The 17,839-nt window shown below is 52.0% G+C and carries 19 protein-coding genes and 2 pseudogenes; 13 read left to right on the top strand and 8 right to left on the bottom strand.

Annotated elements, in window-relative coordinates; translation table 11 throughout:
* Positions 1-186: 186 nt before the first annotated feature.
* From V4835_RS00440 to V4835_RS00405, 9 genes and pseudogenes are all read left to right on the top strand, one after another.
* Positions 187-371 (top strand): annotated as a pseudogene (locus V4835_RS00440) (transposase); the annotation flags it as partial.
* 85 nt (positions 372-456) lie between these two features.
* Positions 457-1,479 carry an IS21-like element ISSen3 family transposase gene (istA, locus tag V4835_RS00435; RefSeq protein ID WP_279750628.1) on the top strand — a complete coding sequence of 341 codons (1,023 nt, stop codon included), beginning with the start codon at positions 457-459 and terminating at the stop codon, positions 1,477-1,479.
* Complete coding sequence (gene istB / locus V4835_RS00430; protein ID WP_001531258.1) at positions 1,476-2,258, top strand: IS21-like element ISSen3 family helper ATPase IstB; 783 nt, start codon at positions 1,476-1,478, stop codon at positions 2,256-2,258. Before istA (V4835_RS00435) ends, istB (V4835_RS00430) begins: the two co-directional genes overlap by 4 nt.
* Positions 2,259-2,317: 59 nt before the next feature.
* Positions 2,318-3,375: pseudogene (locus tag V4835_RS00425) on the top strand (IS3-like element ISEc36 family transposase); the annotation flags it as partial.
* A 288-nt stretch (positions 3,376-3,663) separates the two neighbouring features.
* Positions 3,664-3,738, top strand: a complete 75-nt coding sequence (locus V4835_RS24325; RefSeq protein ID WP_318155675.1) for a hypothetical protein — start codon at positions 3,664-3,666, stop codon at positions 3,736-3,738.
* Positions 3,713-4,120, top strand: a complete 408-nt coding sequence (locus V4835_RS00420; RefSeq protein WP_331411007.1) for a DUF6685 family protein — start codon at positions 3,713-3,715, stop codon at positions 4,118-4,120. The genes V4835_RS24325 and V4835_RS00420 overlap by 26 nt, the downstream gene beginning before the upstream one ends.
* A gap of 77 nt (positions 4,121-4,197) precedes the next feature.
* Complete coding sequence (istA, locus tag V4835_RS00415; RefSeq protein WP_039817891.1) at positions 4,198-5,697, top strand: IS21 family transposase; 1,500 nt, start codon at positions 4,198-4,200, stop codon at positions 5,695-5,697.
* Positions 5,694-6,449 carry an IS21-like element ISEc10 family helper ATPase IstB gene (gene istB / locus V4835_RS00410; protein ID WP_039817893.1) on the top strand — a complete coding sequence of 252 codons (756 nt, stop codon included), beginning with the start codon at positions 5,694-5,696 and terminating at the stop codon, positions 6,447-6,449. Before istA (V4835_RS00415) ends, istB (V4835_RS00410) begins: the two co-directional genes overlap by 4 nt.
* A 339-nt stretch (positions 6,450-6,788) precedes the next feature.
* A complete protein-coding gene (locus tag V4835_RS00405) occupies positions 6,789-7,397 on the top strand; it encodes a DUF2913 family protein (RefSeq protein ID WP_172686974.1) in 609 nt (202 codons plus the stop codon).
* Here V4835_RS00405 and V4835_RS00400 read toward each other — a convergent pair.
* The 3 genes from V4835_RS00400 to V4835_RS00390 all read right to left on the bottom strand — a co-directional run bounded on the left by V4835_RS00400 (position 7,394) and on the right by V4835_RS00390 (position 11,155).
* Positions 7,394-8,347, bottom strand: a complete 954-nt coding sequence (locus tag V4835_RS00400; RefSeq protein WP_172686975.1) for an Rpn family recombination-promoting nuclease/putative transposase — start codon at positions 8,345-8,347, stop codon at positions 7,394-7,396. The genes V4835_RS00405 and V4835_RS00400 overlap by 4 nt on opposite strands.
* 276 nt (positions 8,348-8,623) lie before the next feature.
* Complete coding sequence (locus V4835_RS00395) at positions 8,624-9,241, bottom strand: recombinase family protein (RefSeq protein ID WP_172689087.1); 618 nt, start codon at positions 9,239-9,241, stop codon at positions 8,624-8,626.
* A gap of 957 nt (positions 9,242-10,198) precedes the next feature.
* The gene (locus tag V4835_RS00390) at positions 10,199-11,155 is read right to left on the bottom strand and encodes an Abi family protein (RefSeq protein ID WP_172686976.1); all 957 of its coding nucleotides are present in this window, start codon (positions 11,153-11,155) and stop codon (positions 10,199-10,201) included.
* Between the two features lie 473 nt (positions 11,156-11,628).
* On the opposite strand from V4835_RS00390, the gene V4835_RS00385 reads away from it, so the two are divergent.
* Positions 11,629-12,141, top strand: a complete 513-nt coding sequence (locus V4835_RS00385; protein ID WP_172689088.1) for a hypothetical protein — start codon at positions 11,629-11,631, stop codon at positions 12,139-12,141.
* Between the two features lie 106 nt (positions 12,142-12,247).
* On the opposite strand, the gene V4835_RS00380 is transcribed toward V4835_RS00385, so the two are convergent.
* The 5 genes from V4835_RS00380 to V4835_RS00360 form a co-directional block, all read right to left on the bottom strand.
* Complete coding sequence (locus tag V4835_RS00380; RefSeq protein ID WP_172686978.1) at positions 12,248-12,541, bottom strand: CopG family transcriptional regulator; 294 nt, start codon at positions 12,539-12,541, stop codon at positions 12,248-12,250.
* Positions 12,541-13,179, bottom strand: coding sequence for an AAA family ATPase (locus V4835_RS00375; protein WP_172686979.1), 639 nt, complete (start codon positions 13,177-13,179; stop codon positions 12,541-12,543). Before V4835_RS00375 ends, V4835_RS00380 begins: the two co-directional genes overlap by 1 nt.
* A gap of 122 nt (positions 13,180-13,301) precedes the next feature.
* The gene (locus V4835_RS00370) at positions 13,302-14,576 is read right to left on the bottom strand and encodes a Y-family DNA polymerase (RefSeq protein ID WP_318155586.1); all 1,275 of its coding nucleotides are present in this window, start codon (positions 14,574-14,576) and stop codon (positions 13,302-13,304) included.
* A complete protein-coding gene (umuD, locus tag V4835_RS00365; protein WP_172686980.1) occupies positions 14,576-14,998 on the bottom strand; it encodes a translesion error-prone DNA polymerase V autoproteolytic subunit in 423 nt (140 codons plus the stop codon). Before umuD ends, V4835_RS00370 begins: the two co-directional genes overlap by 1 nt.
* Positions 14,999-15,177: 179 nt before the next feature.
* Positions 15,178-15,849, bottom strand: coding sequence for an SOS response-associated peptidase family protein (locus tag V4835_RS00360; RefSeq protein ID WP_172686981.1), 672 nt, complete (start codon positions 15,847-15,849; stop codon positions 15,178-15,180).
* Positions 15,850-16,200: 351 nt separating this feature from the next.
* Here V4835_RS00360 and V4835_RS00355 point away from each other — a divergent pair, with 351 nt between their 5' ends.
* Genes V4835_RS00355 through V4835_RS00345 form a run of 3 tightly spaced genes read left to right on the top strand, consistent with a single transcriptional unit; the run spans position 16,201 to position 17,567 of the window.
* Complete coding sequence (locus V4835_RS00355) at positions 16,201-16,881, top strand: DNA methylase (protein ID WP_172686982.1); 681 nt, start codon at positions 16,201-16,203, stop codon at positions 16,879-16,881.
* Positions 16,878-17,102, top strand: coding sequence for a hypothetical protein (locus V4835_RS00350; RefSeq protein ID WP_172686983.1), 225 nt, complete (start codon positions 16,878-16,880; stop codon positions 17,100-17,102). Before V4835_RS00355 ends, V4835_RS00350 begins: the two co-directional genes overlap by 4 nt.
* 48 nt (positions 17,103-17,150) lie before the next feature.
* Positions 17,151-17,567, top strand: a complete 417-nt coding sequence (locus tag V4835_RS00345; protein WP_172686984.1) for a DUF1380 family protein — start codon at positions 17,151-17,153, stop codon at positions 17,565-17,567.
* Positions 17,568-17,839: the final 272 nt, after the last annotated feature.

Raw genomic sequence — 17,839 nt, 5'->3', positions numbered from 1 at the left:
CAAAATTAGAACCAGTATTAGACATATGTTTAAGCCTATCTCTTATTTTAAGATACATCTACTGTCTGGTGTTTCTCGGGGCCGCCCCAGAACAGTAGACTGGCCCCATGAATCTCCAGACAGTTGGTATCACTTAAGTTAGTGATAGTCTTAATACTAGTTTTTAGACTAGTCGTTGGAGTTCGGATGATTGATGTTTTAGGTCCTGAGAAGCGCAGACGGCGCAGCGTTCAGGAAAAATCGCCATTGTTCAGCAGAGTTTTGAACCCGGAATGACCGTGTCGCTGGTCGCCCGTCAGCATGGTGTTGCTGCCAGTCAGCTGTTCCTGTGGCGTAAACAATATCAGGAAGGCAGCCTCACAGCCGTTGCTGTCACCAACGGTGCAAAACTGATCCACCCCAGCGGTTGAAAATTGATCCAGGGGTTAATCTGCTCCTCTGAATACAGGGGAGCTTATGATCACTTTTGAGATTCGTATGGAAATTAAAGTCCTGCACAAGCGGGGAATGAGTATCCGGGCCATTGCCAGGGAGCTGGGTATTTCGCGCAATACTGTCCGCAGCCACCTGAAAGCTAAATCTGAAAAGCCGCAGTATTCACCACGCCCGGCACCATCATCACTGCTCGATGAATACCGTGATTACATCTCTAAGCGGATCAGCGATGCGCATCCCTACAAAATTCCGGCGACCGTTATTGCCAGGGAAATCATGGAGCTGGGCTATCGTGGAGGGCTTACTATCCTGAGAGAGTTCATCCGCAAACAGACCCTGCCAGCACAGGCAGAACCGGTCGTTCGCTTCGAAACCGAGCCCGGACGGCAGATGCAGGTTGACTGGGGGACCATGCGAAACGGCAAGTCACCCCTGCATGTGTTCGTTGCTGTTCTGGGATACAGCAGAATGCTTTACATCGAGTTCGCCGACAACATGCGCTACGACACGCTGGAAGCCTGTCACCGCAATGCGTTCAGCTTCTTCGGCGGTGTACCGCAGGAAGTCCTGTACGACAATATGAAAACGGTGGTGCTGCAGCGTGATGCTTACCAGACCGGGCAGCACCGGTTCCATCCTTCCCTGTGGCAGTTCGGTAAAGAGATGGGCTTCTCTCCCCGCCTGTGCCGTCCCTTCAGGGCGCAGACTAAAGGCAAGGTGGAGCGGATGGTGCAGTACACCCGAAACAGCTTCTATATCCCGTTAATGACGCGCCTGCGCCCGATGGGGATCACCCTCGATGTTGAAACCGCAAACCGTTACGGCCTGCGCTGGCTGTACGATGTGGCCAATCAACGTAAGCATGAAACTATCCAGACCCGCCCCTGTGATCGCTGGGTGGAGGAACAGCAATCCATGCTGGCACTGCCACCGGAGAAGAAACAGTATGACGTGCAGGTTGATGAAAGCCTGATGACCTTCGACAGGCAGCCGTTGCATCATCCACTCTCCATCTATGACACGTTCTGCAGAGGAGCCGCATGATGGTCGAACTGCAACATCAACGGCTGATGGTACTTGCTGAACAGCTGCAGCTGGACAGTCTTATCGGCGCAGCGCCGGCGCTGTCGCAACAGGCGGTGGATCAGGAATGGAGCTACATGGACTTCCTGGAGCACCTGTTACATGAGGAGAAACTGGCCCGGCATCAGCGTAAACAGGCGATGTACACGCGGATGGCAGCCTTCCCGGCGGTGAAGACGTTCGAGGAGTACGACTTCACCTTCGCCACCGGCGCTCCTCAGAAGCAAATCCAGTCGCTGCGATCCCTGAGCTTCATAGAGCGTAACGAAAACATCGTGTTGCTGGGGCCATCGGGCGTGGGAAAAACACATCTGGCGATAGCTATGGGCTACGAAGCAGTACGGGCGGGCATCAAGGTTCGCTTCACAACAGCAGCGGACCTGCTGCTACAGCTGTCCACTTCACAGCGTCAGGGCCGTTACAAAACGACTCTCAATCGTGGTGTCATGGCCCCGAAGCTGCTTATCATCGATGAAATAGGCTATCTGCCGTTCAGTCAGGAGGAAGCCAAGCTGTTCTTCCAGGTCATCGCCAAACGTTACGAGAAGAGCGCGATGATCCTGACCTCCAACCTGCCGTTCGGGCAGTGGGACCAGACGTTCGCAGGTGATGCGGCCCTGACATCGGCGATGCTGGATCGGATCTTACATCACTCACACGTAGTCCAGATAAAAGGAGAGAGCTATCGACTGAAGCAGAAACGAAAGGCCGGGGTTATAGCGGAAGCTAATCCTGAGTAAACAAGGTGGATCAATATTAAACCGTTGGTGGTGACGGTTAGTGGATCACTTTTTACCCGTTGTTGACAGTTGCCGCAGGAGAACAGGTTGTACCCGCGTCGGAGCTGGCATCTGCGATGAAGCAAATTAAAGAGCTGCAGCGCCTGTTGGGCAAGAAAACCATGGAAAACGAGCTGCTAAAAGAAGCCGTTGAATATGGCCGACAAAAAAAGTGGATAGCGCACGTGCCCTTGTTGCCGGAGGATGGCGAATAAGCCTTGTCAGTCGTTGCCTCCGGGTCTCACGTGCGCAACTGCATGCCATGGCCCGTCGGTCGAAGGACTGGCAGGATCGTCGGTGCAAGCGCAAGCCTGATGATACTGACGCGCTGGCCCGTATCCATACCGTCATCGGCGATCTGCCCACCTATGGTTATCGTCGGGTATGGGCACTGCTGCGCAGACAATCAGAAACTGACGACATGGCGGTGATCAATGCCAAACGCGTATACCGCATCATGCGTCAGAATGCGCTGCTGCTTGAGCGTAAACCGGAAATACCGCCATCGAAGCGGGCGCATACAGGGAAAGTGGCCGTTGGAGAAAGTAACCAGCGGTGGTGCTCTGACGGCTTCGAGTTCAGCTGTGATAACGGTGAAAAACTGCGGGTCACGTTCGCTCTGGACTGTTGCGATCGCGAGGCACTTCACTGGGCGGCCAGTACTGGTGGATATGACAGTGAAACCGTACAGGACGTCATGCTGGGTGCCGTGGAGCGTCGCTTCGGTAACAGCCTGCCGACATCCCCCGTTGAGTGGCTGACAGACAACGGTTCAGCCTACCGTTCTTATCAGACGCGTCAGTTCGCCAGAATGATAGGACTGGAGCCTAAGCATACGGCGGTACGTAGCCCGGAAAGCAACGGGATGGCAGAGAGCTTCGTGAAAACGATGAAGCGCGATTACATAAGTATCATGCCGAAACCCGACGGGTTAACAGCGGTAAAGAACCTCGCGGAGGCCTTCGAACATTACAACGAATGGCATCCGCATAGTGCACTGGGGTATCGTTCGCCACGGGAATATCTGCGGCGACGAACCAGTAATGGGTTAAGTGATAAAAAGTGTATGGAAATATAGGGGCCAATCCAAACAGCGGTAAATTCGTAATGGCGTGTTTCATAGAGGCAGACATTAAAATCCGCTTTTAGCTCTGAACTGTCTGCTATTCTGTTCAAGAAATAGGCTTAGCGTAGGATATTTTCCGTTTTCCAAGCGGAGCCCGACTACCGTAAGCCAGGCTACCAGCGCCGGCTCGAAAGCCATTCACTTGCCGTTCCTGAGGTTCAGAAGCTGATTAGCAAAGAAACTGTCCCTCATTTTTCATGCGACATCACGGATATCCGGGGGATTTCGGCATCGAAATCTATGGATCATGATATCCGGGACATCGATGAGTTTCCCATACTAAGATGCCGTGAGCTGGCAAAACCCGTGGACTGAGGAGCACCTGCGGAAAAATATGGGGCACTGGGAATTACGGCTTGACAGGATGCGGTTTGCTGAATATCCGTGGGCAGAGCGGAGGCTCTACTGGCTGAACGACGGTGGTTCACACCATTTTGGCGCTGCCCTCTATCAGGCATGCCGCCTGGGCATTACAGTTCCGCTTACCGGCAGACTCTGTCGCTACAGTGTAAATGTGCCGATGATCACCGCTTTACGTCAGAAATGGCATCTTTATGCTATTCCAGCCGACGAAATTTTCGGCAGCTTCTTCGACGCCATGAATGCCTTTGAGTGCCCGTTTGGTCATTCCGAATTGCCGCGTAACATGCATGATACAGAGAAAACCGGTGTTGCTCTCAGTATTAGGCGACAATAACTCAGTCCGGTTAGCGCTGATTATTCTGGCCGATTTTGTAATCTGAGCACCATGTTCATGATCCCACAGGAAATGGCGTGACGCTCAATACTCATCAGGTCAGTTATTACATGACTCAGCGTAAAAAAGGTGTAACCCAGCATATCTCGGCCATGAAGGCCGGTATCTCTGTTCGCTCAGGTCGCAGGATCGAAAAAGATCAGTGGTCTAAAACCGGTAATCGTCACTGGCGGACACGTAAAGATCCGCTTGAGGCCGTCTGGGACAGCGAGCTTGTTCCCCTGTTGAAGGAAAGACCTGCTCTGATGCCCACGACCCTGCTGGAAATGCTGCAGGATAAATATCCCGGTCAGTACCCCAGCAGCCTTCGCAGGACGATGCAACGGCGGGTGCGCGAGTGGAAGCTGCAGTATGGTGCCGAGCAGGAAGTGATGTTCCGGCAACTTCATCAGCCTGGCCTGCGCGGCCTGTCGGACTTTACCGAGCTGAAAGGTGTAGTTGTCACCATCGGTGGCAAGTTATTGACGCATAAGCTGTATCACTTCCGCCTGGAGTGGAGCCACTGGAGCTGGATGCGGGTTGTACTGGGTGGTGAGAGCTTCTCTGCCCTGGCTGAAGGCCTGCAGGAAGCCCTCGGGCAACTGGGTGGCGTACCAACAGAGCATAAAACGGACAGCCTGCGGGCAGCATGGAAACACCAGGGTGAAGACGGTCGCCGCGAGCTGACTGAGCGCTATGCTGCCCTCTGCCAGCACTACGGTATGCAGGGCGTGCACAATAACGCCGGTCGTGGCCACGAAAATGGTTCAGTTGAAAGCGCCCACGGGCATCTGAAAAGACGGATCCGCCAGGCGCTGATGCTTAGGGGCAGTAACGACTTCAGCACCGTGGAAGAATACCAGGCCTTCATCACTCAGCAGGTCATGCGCCACAACCGCAACAACCAGGATCTGGTGAAAGAAGAGCGCCCCCATCTGAAACCACTGCCGCTGCGTCGCAGCGCCGACTATGACGAACTGACGGTGAGGGTCAGTAGCAGCAGTACCATCAACGTCAGGCACGTCGTCTACAGCGTCCCTTCCAGACTTGTCGGTCAGCTGTTACGCGTCCGCTTGTGGGATGATCGCCTGAGCTGTTACGTGGGTAGCAGTGAAGTGATGAGCTGCGCCCGCGTCAGGCCAGAAAAAGGGAAAACCCGGGCCAGGTGCATCGACTTCCGGCATGTGATCGACAGTCTGGCGAAAAAGCCTGGTGCGTTCTGCCATGCCACGCTGAGAAATGACATCCTGCCGGACGATGAATGGCGAAAACTGTGGCGTCGCCTGTGCAATCATCTGGAGCCAGAGATGGCTGGTCGCCTGATGGTACACGCCCTGAAACTGGCGGCGGGCTATGACGATATCTCGATCGTGGCACGGGGGATGGAACAGATGCTGAATACCCCGGGTGAGCTGGATCTGCACCGCCTGATGCGGTTCCTGGGGATAAAGGAAAAGGAGCTGCCGACAGTCAGTGTGGTTCAGCACAACCTGAGTAGTTATGAACAGCTGTTGCGCGGCAAAGGAGGTCTGCAGTGAGCAATATCCACCACCTTGAGCGTAGTCTGCGCAAACTGCGTCTGACCCGCGTCAGCGCTGAATGGCATGCGCTGGAGAAACGGGCTCTGGCAGAGGGCTGGACCCCGTCACGCTATCTGCTGACGCTGTGCAATGAAGAACTCCTGTGGCGCGAGAGCGAAAAACTGCGCCGCTATAAAAAGGAAGCCCGGTTGCCGGTGGCGAAAACGCTGGGTGAGTATGACTTCAGCCAGGTGCCGGAACTGAATAACGCTCAGTTCCGGCAGCTCTGCGAAACGACAGACTGGGTTGATGCCGGAGAAAATGTCCTGTTGTTCGGTGCCAGCGGCCTGGGGAAAAGCCATCTGGCGGCAGCGATCGTGGATGGCGTTGTAGGACTGGGCTACCGGGCCCGGTTCTACAGTGCCGGAGAGCTGCTGCAGGAGCTGCGAAAAGCGCGGACACAACTGAAACTGAACGAGCTTCTGCTGAAACTGGATCGCTACCGGGTGATAGTGATAGACGACCTCGGGTATGTCAAACGCGACAACGCGGAAACGGGTGTGCTGTTCGAGCTGATCGCCCATCGTTATGAGCGCGGCAGTCTGGTCATAACCAGCAATCATCCGTTCAGCACGTGGGGCAGCATCTTCGTGGATGAAACGATGGCGGTGGCGGCAGCGGACAGGCTGATCCATCACGGATATATGTTCGAGCTAAAAGGAGAAAGTTACCGGAAGAAGACATCGAAGGCAGTAACCAGCGTGGCTTAAAACCTCGCTCAATGGATGCGGCCAGAGTAGTTGGCGCCAGTCGGCAAAACTAGTTGACGTCTAATATCTCAGACTCGCCTGGCTTGAACGAGGCCATCCCAGAGCCAGTGCTGTTGCTGATGTACTCTCTGCTGCAGGCTTTCCGGATTTCGGTAAACAACTGAATCTGCTGTCCATACAAACGGCTGAAACAATATCCCTGGAACGACCTTAATCCCGCCTGAGTTTAAAATTTCAGTGTCGATCGGTTATTATTCTGACGGAAGCATGCTATGGCCCGGATTAATACCGACGCGAGCTGCATCGTATAACGAATTTTGATACAGGGAGTAGGCAAGCTTGACGCTGACAGATAAATCGGGCCATCTTGCATGGTGCGCCCTGGTGGCACTTGCGCTGGCCAGACAGGATGGTGGCGTTCTGTCGCCGGCACAGGAAAACCTCTTTCTCACCCGATGGCTTGCGACTGCGCTTAAGCAACGCCGGTTTTCGCGTGATGTTACACCCGATATCGAATGGCTTCTGAAGCAGGGGCGCCAGCTGGGCATCAGCGCGAAGCTGGCCAGCAAGCTGAATTACCTCTGGCGCTCCTGCACCGGTGAGTTGTCCGAGCAGAACGACCTGTTCCGGCTGACGTATGCCCTGGAAACAGCGAAAGATATGCACTGGAACTACCGTCTGCTGAGCGATCGGGAATGGTCCGGCCGAAATGCCGTGGCGCTCAGTGCGGGCGTGAACGTCATTTATCTGTCCCGGGACAACCTCGATGTCGCTTTTGACGACAGCGGCCGACAGATATATCCGCTGACAGCGCGTCTGACGGGGAATGTGGCGGGGGTGATTAAGCTGTTTAATCGCTGTGACTGGCACGCAGAGCCTGAGTCTGGTGCCTCCCTGCCCCACCAGTTTACGCTGATGGCCGGACAGGGAGTCTCAGGAAAGGATTAGTGGCGGATCTGCGCAAGGTCGTCTTCAGACAGACCGGTCATTTTCATGACGGTACTGCGATCGATACCGTTCTGCAGCATGGTACGGGCAATTTTAAGGGTAGCTTCACGCTCTCCTTTTTCAATACCGCGCTGTTCACCGAGCTGCAGGCCTTCAGCCCTGCCCTTCTCGATGCCCTTCTCGATACCCTTCTGTTCAAGCTGTTGTGCGATGGTCATGAGTGCGTCTCCGTGTTGCGGCACACGCTGTGCCAGTTCGCGTACAAAGGCTTCGGCGTCAGCTGTTTCGCCTGCCTGCACGATATAGTGTACCAGCGATATTACCTGGGATGAAGACAGATATCCGGCCAGCAAAATGGGTGCCAGCCGGTCAACCAGTTCAGCGAGGTCCCGCTGATGAATATGTTTCTGCAGCAAAGTCAGTGCGGCCATACTGCGATGGCCGGCGATTTCATCATCCGGAATGACGGTAACGTCTACCAGCGGGAAAGCGCTGCTGTAGAGCTTGCCTGCCAGCGCCGGATTGTCAAATTCATCCAGCCACCGGGTTGAATAAGGATACGGTCTGCGTTTACCCGTATAGAACAGCACCGGTATCACCAGAGGCAGTTTTTTATGCCCTGCCTCCAGGTGGCGCTGCATAGCGGCCACCGCATAGCGTATCAGGCGGAAAGCCATATGTTTGTCAGGCGTTGACTGGTGCTCGATCAGAACATGAATATATCCGTCGCCGGCTGTGGTTTTCAGACTGTAGAGGACGTCACTGAAATACTGGCGGAGATCTTCCTCTACGAACGAGCCGGACTCCAGCTTCAGTGTGCTGAGATCGCAGACTGAGCGCAGTTCTGCAGGCAGGTGAATTTCCATGAAATCCCGCGCAATATCCGGTTGCGTCAGGAACTGCCTGAACGTGGCATCGTGGGGAGTGGGTGTGCTGCTTTTCTTCTTCATCAGCCTGGCTCTGAAAAATGACCCCGATATGTTACCACTACTGGCTGCACGCTGCTCTATGAAGGTACATGCATTATCGCTAGTATCAAAATAGCTGAGAGAAGGCCGATCACCACAACATTAAACAGAGTGATTTTTAGCCTTCCGAGCGAACATGAAATTTCTTCTTTTTCTTTCCTGTTTGCCTGCTCTATGAGCCAGCGTGCATATGCATCATTTTTTTTAGTGGATGGCATAAGTTCTTTCTTCCTTGCCGGGAATGCCGGCGTTCGGTATCTAACTAACGCTGGCGCAGACTCTGATGACCGTCATTTTTGAAACTCCAGCCAGACGGGCTGTTTCCCGCAGCGATTTACCGTTGACCAGACGCAGAGTGCGTATCAGTTCATGTTTCTGCGCATCAGCTACCCTGCCCCGATATTTGCCCTCTGCTTTTGCCTTGCTTATACCTTCAGCCTGGCGACGTCGCCTGTCCTCGTAGTCTTTTCGGGCAATAGCGGCGAGCATATCCAGCATCATGCCATTTACGGCCTTCAGCATGCTACGGGTAAAGTCATCACTTACTGTGCTGGATAGCGCCAGATGGCTGGTTGGTAGATCAAGGCTGACGATGGCCAGCTGCTTGTCGGTGATTTGCTTTCTGAGGGTCTCCCAGCCCCCATCATCCAGACGGGTAAGCCTGTCGACTTGTTCAATGAGAATGATATCACCGGGTTCTGCATCTTCAAGAAGCCTGATTAGTTCAGGGCGGTTCATTGTCGTACCGGATACATTATCGATATACCAGCCAGCAATACGATGGCCATGTTGGTTTGCAAATGCCTTGAGTGCATTTTTTGCCCGACTGGCATCCTGCTCTGATGTTGATGCCCGGAGGTAACCAAAAACGAACATTATTTGCCCTTCTGGTAACATTTAAGTGGTCTTGTGTATTATGGTATCACTTATGTGGTCACAATAACATTCGTCGGTATCTTTGCTGATGGTATATATAGAGCATACCCCAATGTGACAGGCTGACGCGCCCGGTGGGCTTGTCCAACCCCTCCCCTGTTCAGAAACGAGTTCTGAACAGACTCACGGTTTGCGCTGCGGGTCAATAAAATTAAACACGATCACCCGAAATATTTTTTGGACACTTTTTCCGATCGTGCCTAAATGTCCAGGATTAATAGCATTTTTTGTGCGTTACTGAAGGGCCGCGACGAATGGACGAAAGTGGCAAAAATAATGCTGGACAGAATTACCTGTATGTCTAACTGCCGGAGGAATTAAACGAGAGGCGTAAAAAAGGCCGCTTGAGCGGCCTTAGCTGTTTTTAATAAATAGAAAATAGGCAACTATGCCAACACCTATACAGATGGGTGCATAAAACAGAAAATCATTATTGAACATGATTCACCTGCTGGATGTACGTTTAGGTTAAACATTATACCAGGCCAGATCCCGCCCAGCCAGCAGAACTGGACGGAATAACCTCCCTGTCCAGGTGGTGCGGGAATGAAACAGGAAGCAGCCAGAGTCCGCTGCTGATCTGCCCGGACACGTCGCCCGGAGCGCGGAATCTTGTTCAAATTATCTGGCTCGGTCGCAGGCGTTCCGGATGTTGGCCATCAGCTGCAGCTCAACGCCGGTGCGAACATAATTTGTTTTTTTACATGGAGTTAGGTTATTTTCATTACGAAAATTATCGGTGAGTTTTTTTGAGGGAAGCAGTCACGGCGGTGCGCTACGTGAATTCTGCGATTTTCGCAGGGGTGAAGGACGAAAGAATCTACGAGAAACATCAGAAAAAAAGACCGCTGACACGACCTTTCTTTCTTGAGTTCCTGAAATTAGCTTGCGGTTTTTTTAAAAAAATAGCTGTTCCTCATTCCAGCGTTCAGGAAATCCCATTGAAGCATAGAATAATTTAGATACCGGATATTCTTCGAATAGTGCTTGAACTTCTTCCCCAAATTTCTCAAAACCAAATGCACTCAACATTTTCTGAATAACGGCAAGTGAGGTATATATCCGATTAAGTTGATCTCGGTTTGTTACATTTGTTTTCACTAGCGGAATGTCTGGGTTAAGTAAGTTCTTCACCAGCTTAGGTGCTCGTCTGTTTCTGTTAAATAAACGAGTGTGATGACAGCAATCATTACGTACTGTATGGATGACAGTTAACCAGTCCAAAAGAGTTACATAGTCTTTTGCCCCCGCAATTCTCGATGCATATCTATCCAGTTTCAAACTTGCGATAGAATAAGGATTAAAGGCTTCTAACAGGCTTTTCAGATTACCGAAGGTTAACAACTCAATTGACACCCATCCTGGAGGCAACCCCCGGTGAAACGGACAATATTCGTTAAAGTATTTTGACCTATAATGTTCTGCAAATTCTTCTTTTGATTTTCTGAATGACATGCTTACACTGGAAACAGTTCTGATATGATTATCACTATGATTAAATAGGGATGAATCTAGATACCAAAACGAATTTTGATTTTTTCCAGTAACCCAGTAATCAAAAGAACTGCGCACGGCAATTTCAATTTTTTGTATCAATTTAAAAACCAGCAGCCGTAACCCCTGATCAAACAGATATAGCTCATGCGCTTTATCAAAAGTTGCCTCTGGATAATATCTGCGGGTAGCCTCGTCACGAAAAGGAATCAGATAGGCTTTAAATCGGTAGTAACTACATCTCTCAAGTACCTTTCGCGCATTGTCAACATCAGCGATAGTTAAACCATCTCGTTGCAGTTTCTGACACAAATCAGAGCTTGACTGGTATGGTTTTTGGTATGGAATGAGATCTGACAATTCAACAATCCTATCGAAAAGCCAAAAAAAAAGCCTCCACTCTTACGACTTGAAGTCTGGAGGAAGCTGTTGTTAGGGAAAACAATACTATACTATTGTTCTTCTTTTTTAACAAAAAGTGCTATCCAGCATAGGGACTAGGGGCGATAAGGAGGTATGTTGTGAGGTTATCCCATAAGTGCTTCACCTGCTAGAAATTTGTTAGCTGTGTTTTATTGTGGACAGAATTACCTGAGTGTCCAAGCTGGTAAGGGGATTATGTAACGGAGAGTATTTGCTAGCAGTTCTGCGACCGCACCGGTGCATTGGTGGCGAGTTAGGCCCACATCTCTTCAGTTGGCCGCTCAGCTGCAGTTGACGAAATGCCATGAGAAGTAGACGGAATGACATTTAATCATTCTATGGTATGAGTGTTATCAAGTCCCAACATGTTTATTTTTAGAAAGTGAAGAGTAATCATGTCAGGAGTGTTTATGAAATACACAATAATGGCTTCATTTTCCGTATATTTAATCCTGTCTGCGTCGCAGTCTTTAGCCGCCCCGTCCCCCTCTTGTCCTGAGGGTTTGACGTATATTGGAACAGCATATAAAGAGGCTAATGCTGAGCCTGGGAATGAAGCAAAAGTGACTGCATCCCCGCCCTTTCTTGTTCCGTTTCCCCGTAATTTTAGATTAGACAAAAGCTACAGAATGAGCGGTGGAAGATGGGCCGGTGGAAGTGCTGGAGCTGTTTCTAACGACGGGGATGTGCCAAATGGATTATATGTTATGGGCGAAGGTACTGAAGGTGGTGCTAAGGGCTGGTCAGTAGGGACACCTAAACTAAAAGTCATCGAAGAAGATGACGATGGAAAGATTGTTCAGCGGGGATACGAGATCCCATTATATTGCCACACAGGAAGTGGTGTCGCAGACCAAATGGGTCATGTTAGTTGCAATGTGAGTGCAGTGGTCTGCGCTAAACAAATGGAACCAGGGTTTTGAGTTTTAAGATAAGGGGGCGCAGGTTTTTTTGATATAAAAAGGTACTGGCCCTTAAACCCTGGAAATCAAACCTCATAAATATCATTTGTGAAGTATGAAGTATGATTTATGATTTCATATTTCCTAAGTATAGTTCCAGTGCTTCTCTGACTATGGCACTAACGTTCTTAGGTTCCTTTCCATTTCGCTTATTCTTCAGAGCTAAATCTTCTACTTTCAACAACATAGACTCATAAAGAGAAATTGTCGTTCTGCATTGTTTTTCAGGCTTCTCTTGTTCCTGTTTGGGTTTCTCTGGATCTCCATAGGGCTTGTCAGCGAGACGCTGTGCAAGTTCGTCTGCTTGTTCCGGCGTTATTACTGGACGTGAAGAGGCCTGCTGGCTGGGTTTCTTAACCATTATCCAAATACCTCTTCCATTAGTTTCTCCATTTCCGATTTTGCAGCAGTATTATCCGTTTCTAATACTCCTAAACCAGAGCTCATGCAGTCACGGTAAACCTTTCTGAAACAAATCACTGAATCCAGAGTTTTTATCGTTGGGAATTCATCGAGATATTCAAGAAACTCTTTACGCTCATTGCCTCTTAAAACAGGGTTTGTAGTGGCCATGCTTTGAAGACAATAGACTTCCAGATCTGGATTGAGGTCTCTCATACCTTCTACTTGTTGCTGTAACTCAATCAGGGTATCTAAGTCAGGCTGGGAACATTGCAGAGGTGCGATGATTTTGTGAGCAACCACACCGCTGGTAATGAACTCTCTTGAGTTACGACCTGCAACATCAACTATTACATGCTCATACTTCTCATCCAGTGCTCGTAGTGTTTGAGTCAGGTTATCGAATTTCTCTATAAGCGTGATAGCTGGCAACACTTCAGATGCCTCCCGTTCAGCAAGGTGCTTTGCCGCTGTCCGTTGGAGATCACCATTTACGAGACAAACATCTTTACCCCTGAGAGCAAGACCTATAGCAAGGTTTACTGCAGTGGTGGTTTTCCCTGAGCCACCTTTATTACCACCAATAACTGTTATCATGATAGATCCTAATTATGAAGTGTGAAGTATGATTAGTTGGGTCGTTCATTAAGTATCATACATAATAAATCATAAATAGGAAGTGTGATTTAATACTTCATACTTGTGAAGTATGATACAAATCAAGACAGACGAGCCTTAGGAATATCATTCCAGCGTGTTGTGTATGCAGGGGACAACATTTCTCTCTTCATTTGCCACTCAGGAGCGATGCCTCGTCCCGCAAACCACACTTTCCCCAGACCGGAATGGTTAATGCCGTCTACGACTTTCATCAGCTGGTTACTGTTGCTCCGGGGCTGAGTATCATCGAAGAGGTTCAGCTGAGAAACCCCGTCAGGAGTGAAATCATTGAGCATGCAACCCGCTTTTGCATATCGATGGCCATTCACCCAGATCCGATCCAGTGCTTTAATCGCTGCGGCAATGATGTCTCTGGTATCCTGCGTGGGAGTCATCAGCTTCTCACTGGCCACATTCCCGTAATACGGTTCGTTCACCGCGAACGGTGACGTTTTCACAAATACAGCAATATGCCTGCAAAACTGACGCTCGCCGCGCAGCTTCTCAGCTGCACGCTCGGCGTACTGACAGACTGCCTGCCGCATTGCTTCATACGTCGTGACGCGCTCCCCAAAGGACCGGCTGCAGACAATCTGCTGTTTCGGCGGAGGCGCATCTTCAAGCGAAATACAGCTTTCTCCGTTGAGTTCCCGGACGGTTCTCTCCAGCACAACGTTGAAATTTTTCCTGATAAATACAGGGTTCGCGCGCGCCAGCTGCAGTGCCGTAGTGATGCCCATCGTATTAAGCTTTTTTGAGATCCTGCGACCTACTCCCCAGATTTCTTCCACCGGCTGTAGTGAGAGCAGTTTCTCCGTTCGCTTTGGATTGCCTGAAGTCAGAGCAAGTACGCCACCAAACTTCCGCCATTCCTTAGATGCCCATTGTGCGCTTTTAGCCAGCGTTTTGGTCGGCCCCATCCCGACGCCGATTGTCAGCCCCGTACCGGAGCGCACGTGCTCGCGCAGCTGCCGGCCGAAGTCCTCATAATCGATGCAGCTGTCTATACCGCGGATATCCAGAAACATCTCGTCAATGCTGTACTGCTCCACGCGCGGTGCCAGCTCCTCGAGATGAGACATAACCCTGTTCGACAGCGATGCATAAAGCTCGTAATTGCTCGAGAACGTGATGACCGGCTCCGGGAATTGTGCCGTCCTCAGCTGGAACCAGGGGACGCCCATTTTAATACCCAGCCGTTTCGCTTCAGCACTGCGCGCGATAACGCAGCCATCGTTGTTGCTGAGCACCACAACGGGCCTGTTACGCAGGTCCGGACGGAACACTTTTTCACAGCTCGCATAGAACGAATTCACATCAGCGAGCGCAAACATTAGTTAGTACCCCGCGTCTTATGTATGAATGCTATCACCACGCCGAATATCTGTAGTTCCTCCGGGTAGAGGGTGGGGTAGGCGGGATTCATCGGCAGCAGGGCGATTCGGGGTTTAAGCTGCAGGCGTTTAACGGTGAATTCACCATCTGTTTCTGCGATGACAATATCCCCCTGCATGGGTTTTTCGGCCTTGTCGACAATCATCAGGTCGCCGGAGTGCAGGCCCATATCTTTCATCGAATCGCCAATGGCACGGACAAAGTAGGTCGCGCTGGGGCGACGGATACAGTAGGCGTTCAGATCCAGTTCGTCTTCGGTGTAGTCCGCTGCCGGTGACGGAAAACCTGCCGGACAGCGCTCTGTGAAAAGTGGTGCGGTGAACAGTGCTGGCTCAGATGCGGGAGCGACAAAAAGGATCATGGCTTACCTCTTAAAATACCTGTTTTTATATACAGTATTATTTAAGATATTTTCCGTCCTGCAAGGAGAATTTTACCGGCTACTGTCAGGTCATTGTTCTGGCGGATAAAACAGGCTCAGAGTTATCCACAGAAACGGTGCATAACCCTGTGAGTGGATGCCGCGTATCTCAGCGTCTGCTAGGTCAGTGGCTCAATAAGTTTCCGGCCCTGGTTACCGGGATTGCCAACTGCCCGGCTGACGGGGTGCCATGTGAAATCTCCGGCGGAAAGACTGCCCTCACGGGCAATGTCTTCCGCCTCTTTACCGGTTGTCTTTTCGCTGAGCCATTTACGTGCGGCAGCCGGTGAGTACACGAGCGGTCGCCGATCGTGAATGTCCAGCAGTCCCTCATCCGCAGCTGCCGTGACGATCAGGAATCCTTCCTGGTCATTGCCGTTTACAAATGGTTGTTTCCCGATGGCTGCGAGCAGGAGTGGATTTCCGTCCTTACGGTAAATGAAAAACGGCTGTTTCACGCCGTTTTGCTGTTTCCACTCGAACCAGCCGTCGGCAAAGACAATGGCCCGTCCGTGCTCCCAGAGTGGCCTGAACATCCGGCTGCTGGCCGCAGTTTCACTTCTGGCGTTGATGAGAGCGGGCTTGTTCCACCACTCCGGGGCATAACCCCAGTGAACAGGATCAAGATGCAGCTGCGAGCGGCGTTCACTCAGCAGCAATACCCGGGTTCCGGGCGCGACGTTGTAGCGGCCGACGGGCTCCGGATCATACGGAATATCCCGTTCAGCTTCTTCTCCGAGAAAGGCCAGGTACTCCTCGCGTGAGTTGTACTGCGTAAACCGACCGCACATTGTGTTTCTCCGCTGTGGATCTCTAATCAGGGTTCACCTCAGTTCTGAACATAGGCCGTATTTCAGGTTCCTGCCATCGTGTGGCCGCCGTGCCGCTACTGTAGCCGGGACGCTGCGAATGCAAGGGTTCACTCTGTCGGTGTCCTCACCCGGTCGCAGTTAATTTCAGAGGCATTATCCGCTGTCTTCCCGTCGTTTTCCGTCTCAATTTTCGCCGTCAAACCGTCCAGCCAGCGTCTGCTTTTTCACTGCGCTGCGGCTTGCGGCACCGCCCCTGCATTCTCCGCTTTTAACCCGGCTGTCGTATCGGCACGGCGTAACTGGCGCCGCATTTGAGAAAGGAGAATGATTATGTCCCGTTTCATCCTGGGTAACTGCGTCCATATCATGTCCGGCTTTCCGGATAACGCTGTCGATTTTATCCTGACCGACCCACCATATCTGGTAGGTTTTCGTGACCGTCAGGGGCGTACCATCGCCGGCGATAAAACCGATGAATGGCTGCAACCCGCCTGCCATGAGATGTACCGCGTACTGAAAAAAGACGCACTGATGGTGAGTTTCTACGGCTGGAACCGCGTCGATCGCTTTATGGCCGCCTGGAAACAGGCCGGATTCAGCGTTGTCGGCCACCTGGTTTTTACCAAAACCTACACATCGAAGTCCGCCTATGTGGGCTACCGCCATGAGTGTGCCTACCTGCTGGCAAAAGGCCGCCCACGTCTGCCACAAAACCCGCTGCCGGACGTGCTGGGCTGGAAATACAGCGGCAACCGGCACCACCCGACCGAAAAACCCGTAACCAGCCTGCAACCGCTGATTGAGTCCTTCACGCATCCCGGCGCGATTGTGCTCGACCCCTTTGCTGGCAGTGGCTCCACCTGCGTGGCTGCACTACAGGCCGGGCGGCGGTACATCGGTATTGAGCTGCTCGAACAGTATCACCGGGCTGGCGTTCAGCGGCTGGCCGCTGTCCGGCGTTCAATGTGCCTGCCCGCTGCCAACGGTGACTGGCTTCCGGAGGCTGCATGACGAATTACGCCGGAAACGAAGCGCTGCGTGCCGACGTTGCCGCCCTTGCAAACAGCATGTGCGATCTGCGCGCCACGCTCAATGCGCTTGAATCCCGCTACCGCTACGACGCGGAGAACCTGACGGAGCGCCTGGCCCGCCAGACAATTTGCCGCATCAACACACTTTATCCTGAAGCACACCGGCAGGCGCTGGAGCTGGACGCCAGCTTTAAAGACTGACACGGGCGGGCGGAAACGCCCGTCAGAAAACGACTCTGGAGAATCAAAATGTACGGAACACGCGAAGAACTCAGCACCCGGCTCGAAAACATGTTCACCCCCGACGAGCCGCTGGTACTGCTGGTATGGACCGAAGAAGCTTTTTACGTCGCCTGCGGTGAACTTGATGTAAAGCCGGAACCTGCCGAGATTCAGGGACTGATGGAAACAACCGGTAATACGGATATGGCTGTATATCGCAGGGAAGGCGTTACAAATTCGGGCGTATGCGACCTTCTGGTACGGCACCGTGAGGCCGTGGCACGCGAGGTAATTGTTCCCGCGGCGCTACTCATGCGCGTACTGCGGCGACAGGAAAGCGACCTGGAAAATCTCGTCGGGCAGGCATGGGAGGCGGGCCGACCCACGCCTGAATCCCTCAAACAGGCACTGCACGATGTCAGAATGCTGATGGAACGGATCTGATGCAGCCACAGGGCCGGGAGCAATCCTGGCCCTGCCGGTCCTGAAAATCAAAAGGATGTCGCCAGCTCCTCTGTTCCGGCGCGACCTCCACTGCGTTACGGCCGCGCGGTGAGTGACGTACGTGCGGCCTGCGGCTTACGCCGTGCCTCTACTTTAGCCCGAACGCTGCAAATGCAAGGGTTCACTGACGTCGATGCATTCACCCGGTCGCCGTTTGTTTAAATGCCTGTCGCGGTTCTTCCCGTCGTTATCTCGCTCAATATTCGCTCGCT

The sequence above is a fragment of the Enterobacter cloacae complex sp. CARB60 genome, from assembly GCF_036487345.1.
GTDB classification, from domain to species: Bacteria; Pseudomonadota; Gammaproteobacteria; order Enterobacterales; family Enterobacteriaceae; genus Enterobacter; species Enterobacter asburiae_D.
Note: the sequence above shows the minus strand (reverse complement) of the source record. Positions and strands in the feature narration are given on the sequence as shown.